This window comes from Rhodosalinus sp. (genome assembly GCF_041685465.1).
In the GTDB taxonomy this organism is placed as follows: Bacteria; Pseudomonadota; Alphaproteobacteria; order Rhodobacterales; family Rhodobacteraceae; genus Rhodosalinus.
On sequence record NZ_JAWLFS010000153.1, the window covers coordinates 1 to 7,295 of the forward strand.

4 protein-coding genes and 1 pseudogene are annotated in these 7,295 nt (G+C 71.9%); all 5 read left to right on the forward strand.

Features of this window, described 5'->3' with window-relative positions:
* Positions 1-253, forward strand: a pseudogene (locus ACESL7_RS10710) (hypothetical protein); the annotation flags it as partial.
* Positions 250-2,625, forward strand: coding sequence for a UDP-forming cellulose synthase catalytic subunit (gene bcsA, locus ACESL7_RS10715; protein WP_372893316.1), 2,376 nt, complete (start codon positions 250-252; stop codon positions 2,623-2,625). The pseudogene ACESL7_RS10710 and the gene bcsA, both read left to right, overlap by 4 nt.
* On the forward strand, positions 2,625-4,856 hold the full coding sequence (locus ACESL7_RS10720; RefSeq protein ID WP_372893317.1) for a cellulose biosynthesis cyclic di-GMP-binding regulatory protein BcsB: 2,232 nt from the start codon (positions 2,625-2,627) through the stop codon (positions 4,854-4,856). The genes bcsA and ACESL7_RS10720 overlap by 1 nt, the downstream gene beginning before the upstream one ends.
* Positions 4,853-5,911 (forward strand): family 8 glycosyl hydrolase, encoded by a 1,059-nt coding sequence (locus ACESL7_RS10725; protein ID WP_372893318.1) that lies wholly within the window; start codon positions 4,853-4,855, stop codon positions 5,909-5,911. Before ACESL7_RS10720 ends, ACESL7_RS10725 begins: the two co-directional genes overlap by 4 nt.
* Positions 5,896-7,295: hypothetical protein (locus ACESL7_RS10730; RefSeq protein ID WP_372893319.1), on the forward strand; the 1,400-nt coding region annotated here is incomplete at its 3' end. The genes ACESL7_RS10725 and ACESL7_RS10730, both read left to right, overlap by 16 nt.

A 7,295-nucleotide genomic window follows, 5' to 3' on the forward strand; every position in this document is an offset into this window, starting at 1 on the left:
GACCTGGGCCGAATGGGCAAGCGGCGCGGGCACGACCTGCGTTCTGGCGATACGCCGGCTCGATGTCGGCGACCGGCTGCTGCCGGGGCGCGCAGTCGCCCTCGACATGGTGATGCGCAACTGCGTGCGCGGCGACGTGGGCGCGGCACTTGAGCCCGCAGGCGCCCGGAGCGTCGGGTTTCCCGCACCCGAGGGCATGGCACGCGGCGCCCCCGTGCGCACCCTGTCGCCGCTGGCGGCGCCGGCCTCATGAGCCGCAAGCGCACACCGCTCTCGGCCCGGGCGCTGGGGGTGCTCTGGATCGGGCTGCTGGTGCCCATTCTCGTGCTGGCCAGCACGCCCACCTCGACGGCGGTACAGGGGCTTCTGGGGATCGCGGCGGTGGTCGCGGTCGCGCTGCTCAAGCCCTTCGCCAGACGCCACCTCGTGCCCCGGGTGCTTCTGCTGGCGGTGGCGAGCGTGCTGATCCTGCGCTACTGGATCTGGCGGGTGCTGGAGACGTTGCCGTCACCGGACGCCCCGGCCTCCTTCGCCGCGGCGCTCCTGCTGCTGACCGTCGAAACCTATGCCATCGCGGTCTTCCTGCTGACGGCCTTCATCAACTCTGACCCGACGGAGCGGGCGCTGCCGCGCCGGGTGCGTGCGGCGGATCTGCCCACGGTGGACGTGCTGGTGCCCTCCTACAACGAGCCGCCCGAGATGCTGAGCGTCACGCTCGCCGCGGCGAGGAACATCTATTACCCGCGCGACAAACTCCGCGTGGTGCTCTGCGACGACGGCGGCACCGACCAGCGCTGCGCGCATTCGGACCCCAAGATCGCGGAAGCTTCGCGCGCGCGGCGGGCCGAGCTTCAGGCGATGTGCGCCGAACTGGGCGTCATGTACACCACCCGCGCGCGGAACGAGCGCGCCAAGGCCGGCAACATGAGCGCCGCTCTGGAAAAGATCGATGGCGATCTCGTGGTGGTGTTCGACGCAGACCACGTGCCGAGCTGCGACTTTCTTGCCCGGACGGTGGGCTATTTCGTCGAGACCCCGCGCCTTTTCCTGGTCCAGACGCCGCATTTCTTCATCAGTCGCGACCCGATCCAGCGCAATCTGGGCCTGTCCGATGCCTGCCCGGCGGAGAACGAGATGTTCTACGCCCAGATTCACCGCGGCCTCGACCGCTGGCGCGGCGCCTTCTTCTGCGGCTCCGCTGCCGTTCTGCGGCGCGCCGCGCTCGACGAGGTCGGCGGCTTTTCCGGAGAGACGATCACCGAGGATGCCGAGACCGCGCTCGACATCCATTCCCGGGGGTGGGAGAGCCTGTATCTGAACCGCGCGATGATCGCGGGACTGCAGCCCGAGACCTTCGCCTCGTTCATCCAGCAGCGCGGGCGCTGGGCCACCGGCATGATCCAGATACTGCTGCTCAAGAACCCGATCTTCCGGTCCGGCCTCTCGGTGCTGCAACGGCTGTGCTACCTGAACTCGATGAGCTTCTGGCTGTTTCCCCTCGTGCGGCTCAGCTTTCTGATCATCCCGCTGTTCTACCTCTTCTTCGGGCTCGAGATCTTCGTCGCCACGGGCGAGGAGGTGCTGGCCTACATGCTCAGCTACCTCCTGGTCAGTTTCATGGTGCAGAACGCGCTTTTCGCACGCACCCGCTGGCCGCTGATCTCCGAGGTCTACGAGGTGGCACAGGCACCCTATCTCGCCACGCAGATCTTCAGGACGATCCGCCGCCCGCGCGCCGCGACGTTCGCCGTGACCGCGAAGGACGAGACGCTGAGCGAGGATTACATCTCGCCCATCTACCGGCCGCTGCTGTTGCTGACCGTGTTGCTGGGCGTCGGGCTCGCCGTCGCGGTCGCGCGCTGGATCGCCTTTCCCGGCGACCGCACGGTGGTGGAGGTCGTGGGCGGCTGGGCGCTGTTCAACTTCCTGCTCGCCGCGCTGGCCCTCCGCGCCGTGTCGGAAAAGCGGCAGCGCCGCAGCGCGCCGCGGGTGAGCACACGGGTGCCGGCGTCCGCGTGGTTGCCCGACGACACGGACATGGGGCCGGAGCTCGAAGCGGTCGTCACCGACGCCTCGACCAGCGGCGCGCGGCTTCAGTTCATGACGGCACCGCACGGGACGCCGGCCGAGGCACGGCTTTCGGCCCTCGGGCCGGGCGCGCGGGTCGTCTTCCGACCGCACTTTCCCGAGGCCCCGGACCTTGAGCGCGAGATCGCTGCGGAGGTAATGGCCGTCGCCCGCAGCACCGAAGGCCCTGCCGCGGGGATCCATCTGCTGCCGGATCAGCCGATGTCCACGCGCGAGGCGGTGGCCTATCTCATCTTCTCCGACAGCGAGGCGTGGCGTCACCTGCGCGAGGACCGGACACGCGCGCGGGGCCTCGTGTCCGGGCTTCTCTTCGCACTCTGGCTCAGCCTGTCCTCGATTCCCCGCACCGTCGCCGATTTCATCCGCGAACCGGCACGCCGCCGCCGCGCCGCGATCGAACGTCGGGACGAGGCAGTTCCGGTGCATCTTCTGGCCTTCGGGGCGGACTTCGCGGTGCCCTCCGCCACCGCGCCGCGCGCCGGGAGGTCGGGCCGAGAGGGTCTCGACTTCATCCTCGACGAGGAGCACCCGAGGTGATGCGCCGCCTGCCACCTTTCGGGCGCACGCTCGCCGTGGCGCTCGTGGTGGCCCTCGCCGGCCCGGTGCACGCGCAGATCATCCCCCTCGACCCGCCCGACGACCAGGCGCCCGCGCCACCCGAGGATGCACCGCCCCGCAGCGTCGTGCCGCGCGATCCCACGGATCGCGGGCGCACGCAGGACCCCTCGGCCGACACGCCGGCACCCGAGCAACAGGCGCAGCTGGTCCCGCTCCGGGCCGCCGAACCGCGTATCGAGAGCGGCCCGATCCGCAGGCTGGCCGGCGAGACGGCGACGGCCGGCTTCGTCCTCTACCTGCCGTCTGCGCCGGGGGCGACGGAGCTGGCGCTCGTGCACCGCTCGGGCATAGATGCGCTGCCCGAGCGGTCGCGGCTCACGGTCAGGGTCAACGGCACCGACCTCGGCACCCTGTCCCCGGACAACTTCGAGGGCTTCGCGCGCGATACCCTCGCGGTACCGGAGGGGGGGCTGCGCGCCGGACGGAACGAGGTGACGATCATCGCCCGCCATACGCACCGCGTCGCCTGCGGGCCCGACGCCGCCTTCGCCCTCTGGACCGAGATCGACCCGCGAGCGAGCGGTGTGAGACTGCCCGCAGAGAGTTTCGGCACCGACGCCGACGGGTTCCTGGCCGCGATCTCGGCGCAGGCCGCACGTGGCGCGCCGATTCCCATCAAGCGGCCAGACCCGCAGGCCTCGCTGGTCGAGGCGGCGCCCTTCATCGCCGAGGTCGCGAGGGCGCTGGGCGGCACGCCGCCGGCCGTCGAGAGCGTCGGCTACTGGCGCCAGTCGGCCGGACCGCCCGACCTTGCGCGCATCACGGCGCTGCCGCCGGGCCGGGGGCCGGACACGCCGCGGTTCGCGCGGGGCGGCGACGGGGCGCTCGTGCTGCTGCTGGAACAGGGCACGGACTATGCGCAGGTCAGCGCCGGTCTGGCCGATGCCGCGGGCGGACCGGACCAGGCCGGCCTTACGGTCGCCACGCCGGGCCGCGCCCAGGCGCTCTCGGACCTAGGCGCCGGGCGTCTGGTGGGCGAAGGGCGCTACATCCGCATTCCGGTCGACTTCCGCCTGCCGTGGGACTGGCTGCTGCTGGCCTCGCAGAAGGCGCGGCTCGATCTCGACTACCGCTTCGCCGAGGGGCTGCCGGAGGGCGCGCTGCTTCTGGTCAAGGTAAATGGCACGACCGTCCGTCTTCTGCCGCTGGACCGCGACGGCGGGCGCGCCCAGCCGACGCTGCCGATCTCCTTCGGGGCACGGCTGCTGGAACCGGGGGTCAACCGGCTGGACTTCGAGGCGCTGATCCCCGGCGATCCGCCGGACGAAGCCTGTGCACCGCTCGACGGTCCGGTGCTTGAAATCTCCGGGGGCAGCCGGCTCTTCGTGCCCGCCTCGCCGCGGATGTCGCTGCCGTCGCTCGGCCTGTCCCTCTCCGCGCTTGCAGGCGTCGATATCGCGCCCAGCGAAGCGGCGTCCGGCAGCCTGCCGCCCGGGTTGCTGCCCCAGGTCGCGGCCGCGCTCGCTGCGCCGGGCGGGACCGCGCCGGGCGATGCACGGCCCCGGGTACGGCTGACGGTCGGCACGCAGCGCGACCTCTCCGGCATCGAGGCACCGCTGGTGCGCGACAACCTGCGCGCGCTGAACGCGGCGCTCGACGGGGTCTCGGACGGGTCGGACGCGCCGATGCCGGCCGCGGAGCCCTGGGACGATGTGACCGGGGAGGGCGGCTGGTTCGGCCTGCCGACGCCCGGCGAGATCGCGGCGCTTCCCGCGCGGTTGGCGGACGCGCTGACCCGGCTGGCGTTCGGCGAGACGGCCGAACTGGGCGAGTGGCTGACGCAGCGCGAGGCGCAGGCAGCCCTGTTGCAGCCGGACCCGGACCGGCCCGGCGATATCTGGCTGATCCTCGGGCGCTCCGCCCGGCCGGACGAGATCGCCCGCGTGCTCGCCGGAATTCGCGACAGCCGCGACGGCCCGTCCGGGCAGGTCGCGCTCTACGGGGAGGCGACGGGATGGGTCAGCTGGACTGCCGCTGACCGTCCGCTGCAGTTGCACGAGCCACTCACGCTGTCCAATCTCAGGGCGGTCATGGGGAACCACGCCACCCTTGCGCCGCTCGGCTATGTCGCAGCGATCCTCGTGGTCACTGTCCTCTCGGCCCTCGTGGCCATGGCAATCCTCGTTCTGACACGGAGGCACGGCGAATGAGACGGCGGCACTTTCTGGGAATTGCCGCGGCTGCGGCGACCGCCGGGCCTGTCTTGGCCCAGCCCTCCGGGGCGGAGCACCCGCTCTGGCCGCTCTGGACGGCGTGGCGCGACGCACATCTCGACTTCAGCGGCCGGGTTGTGGACGAGCTTCAAAGGGAGGCAAGCCACTCGGAAGGGCAGAGCTACGGCATGTGGCTTGCCGCCGAGGTGGGCGACGAAGACGCCTTTCGCCGCATGGCCGCCTGGACGCAGGAAAACCTCGCCATCAGGGGCGATGCGCTCCTTGCCTGGCGCTGGCTCCCCGACGTGCCGGAACGGGTGCCGGACCTCAACAATGCCAGCGACGGCGATCTCTTCCATGCCTGGGCGCTGCTGCGCGGCGCCGAGCGTTTCGGCCAAGCTGCATGGCGCGACCGCGCGGCGGCGGTGGCGTCCGACCTCGTGCGCAGCTGCGTCGCCTCGCGCCCCGATCGCCCGGGTCTGCCCATACTGCTGCCGGCGGCCGAGGGCTTTGCCACGTCCGACGGCGTGATCGTGAACCCGTCCTACATGATGCCGCTCGCAATGCGCGAGGTGGCGGCAACCACCGGGCAGCCCGAGCTCGATCGCGCGGCCACGTCGGGCCTGTCGCTGATGTCGGAGATCGCGCAGGAGGCCCTCGTTCCCGACTGGCTCGAACTGACGCCCGAGGGACGGCGGGCGCCGTCCGGCTTCTCGCACGACGCGGGTTACGAGGCGGTGCGCGTGCCGCTGTTCCTCGCGTGGTCGGGCGAGCACGGGCATCCGGCGCTGGCGCGCGCCGCCGACGCGATGGCACGCGCGCCGCAGGGGCTGTCCGCGACGGTCCTCGACGCGGGGACGGGCGCGGTGCTGGAGACCAGCGGCGATCCCGGTTACCGCGCGGTGGCGGCCTTGTCGCACTGCGCCGCGGCGGGCGGTCCTGGTGCGTCGATCCCGCCCTACAGCCCCGCTCAACCGTATTACCCCTCGACCCTGCACATGTTCGTCATGATGGCCCAGATCCGGACGTTGCCCGCATGCCTGCCGATTTGACCCCCGGCCTGCGCGCCGCCATGTTCGCCCTGGTCCTGTCGCTCGGTGCCGTGGGCACCGCCGCGCAGGAGCCGTCCGAAAGCGACCTTCAGGCGCTGCGCTTCTATCTCGAGCAGGACAACGAGGAGGCGGTGACCTCCGAGCTGCGGCGCCTGCAACGGGCCTTCCCGGACTGGACGCCGCCCGAGGATCTCGACGACCTGTCCGGCCCGGCCGGGCCGGACTCGATCGACCGCATCTATGCTCTGATCGCGGACGGCGACTATGAGGGCGCCCGCCGGCTGATCGACGAGACGGATCGGGCCTTCCCCGACTGGTCGCCGCCGGCCGACATGCTCACGCTGCTGAGCCTGTCGGAGGCGCAGAGCGAATTCGACGCGGCGGTGGCCGCCGGCCGGGCCGAGACCGCCATCGGGATCGCGCGCGGGGTCCCGGCGCTCCTGTCCTGCGAGCGGGCGAACAACGCCTGGGAGCTGGCACAGATGCATCTGTCGCTGGGCGAAACCGAGCGCGCCCTGTCGATCTACCGGTCCGTCCTGCGGACATGCACGGCGCCCGACATTCTCGTCGCCACGCTGGAAAAGGCCGAGGCCGTCGCCACCCTGTCGGAACTGGCCGAGTTCTCCGACATCGCGCAGGCGCAGGCGCCGGAAGCGACGGCACGCCTGCGCCGGACCGAGGACCGGCTGCGCGCCGGCCGTCAGGCCGAACCGCGCTGGGGCAACGGCGAGCGGAGGATCGATCTCGACGGCACGGCGACCGGGGCGCAGCGCCCGACCGCCGGCGGCACCGGGCTGGAGACGAGCCTGCGGCCGGTCGACCGGCCCGAGACGCTGCAGCGCAGGCCGGCGCCCGCGCGCCGGACAACCGCACCGGAGGCAATGGCAGCGACAGGCGCGTCGCGTGCCGGAAACGGTAGCCTGACCGGGGTCGAGGCTGCGGCCGAGAGGGGGGCCTGGACGCAATGCCTCGCCCTCTCTGCCGGATCGTCGAACATCCGGGTGATCTACCAGCGCGGCTGGTGCGCCTATAATGCCGACCGCCCGATGGAAGCCATCGCCGCGTTCCGGCAAGCGGCCGAGCGGGCCCCGACCGCCGACCTCCGCACCGACGCGAGCTACGGGCTGCTGCTGGCGATGTTGCAGCTCGACATGACGGAACAGGCCGCGCGGATCGCTGCCGCGGCGCCGCTCCGCCAGACCCAGCGGATCGAGATCGAGGGGCAGATCCTCAATCAGCGCGGCGTGCGGGCCTACGGGCGTGGCGACTTCGCCCGCGCCATCGCCTTTTTCGAGGCACATGAACGGCTGACCGGGGTCACGCGCCGCGATCTCGCGCTGCTGAAGGGCTATGCGCTCCTGAATCTCGGCGAGCGCCGCGCCGC